Annotated in this window: 1 protein-coding gene; it reads right to left on the bottom strand. The window is 60.5% G+C overall.

Annotation, left to right across the window (positions count from 1 at the left end; translation table 11 throughout):
• Nucleotides 1-758 (bottom strand): twin-arginine translocase subunit TatC (tatC, locus tag EOA36_RS36075; RefSeq protein WP_127281291.1); only part of this gene is annotated, 758 nt, incomplete at its 3' end.
• Nucleotides 759-1,006: the final 248 nt, after the last annotated feature.

The raw sequence follows: 1,006 nt of genomic DNA, 5'->3' as shown, positions 1-1,006 counted from the left end.
GCCCAGATGGAGACCTCGTAGAGAACGATGGTCGGAATGGCCAGGCCGATCTGGCTCATCGGATCCGGAGGTGTCAGCACCGCGGCCACGATGAAGGCGATGACGATCGCCCATTTGCGTTTTTCCGCCAGCGCCTTGGACGACAGCATGCCGACACGCGTCATCAGGCTGGTCACCACCGGCAACTGGAACACCAGGCCGAAGGAGAAGATCAGCGTCATGATCAGGCTGAGATATTCCGACACTTTCGGCAGCAGGGAAATCTGTACCTGGTCGTCCGTGCCTACCTGCTGCATGGCGAGGAAGAACCACATCACCATCGGCGTGAAGAAGAAATAGACCAGCGAGGCGCCCATCAGGAACAGGATGGGCGATGCGATCAGGAACGGCAGGAAGGCATTGCGCTCGTTCTTGTAGAGGCCAGGCGCGATGAATTTGTAGATCTGCGTGGCGATCAGCGGAAAGGCAATGACCATGCCGCCGAACATGGCGAGCTTGACCTGCGTGAAGAAGAATTCCTGCGGCGCGGTGTAGATCAGCTCGACCTTGTGCGGGTCGAGCCCCGCCCATTTCGTCGCCCATTTGAACGGGACGACCAGAAGGTTGAACAGCCGCTTGGCGAAGAAGAAACAGACCAGGAAAGCGACGAAGAAGCCGCCGAGCGACCAGATCAGCCGTCGGCGTAACTCGATGAGATGCTCGATCAGCGGCGCGGACGATTTCTCGATCTCGTCCTTTTCCTTGTCCGAAACGCTCACTTGGCGGCTCCAGCCGTCTTTTTGGCTCCCGGCTTCTTCGCCGGAGCAGGCTTCGGTTCGGCTTTTGCTGACGCTTTGGCAGCAGTCGCCTTGGGTGCAGGTGTCGCTTTCGCCTTCACCGCGGGTGCGGCTTTTGCCGTCACCGCCTTCGCAGATGTCGAGGCCATGGACGGCGCCTTCGCGGCCGGGGCCGCCTTGGCGGTTTTCTTGGCCGCAGCTGCCTTCGGCGCAACGGCAGGATCCGTGGA

This window comes from Mesorhizobium sp. M8A.F.Ca.ET.021.01.1.1 (assembly GCF_003998025.1).
Lineage (GTDB): Bacteria > Pseudomonadota > Alphaproteobacteria > Rhizobiales > Rhizobiaceae > Mesorhizobium.
This window is presented reverse-complemented; position numbering and strand designations above follow the sequence as displayed.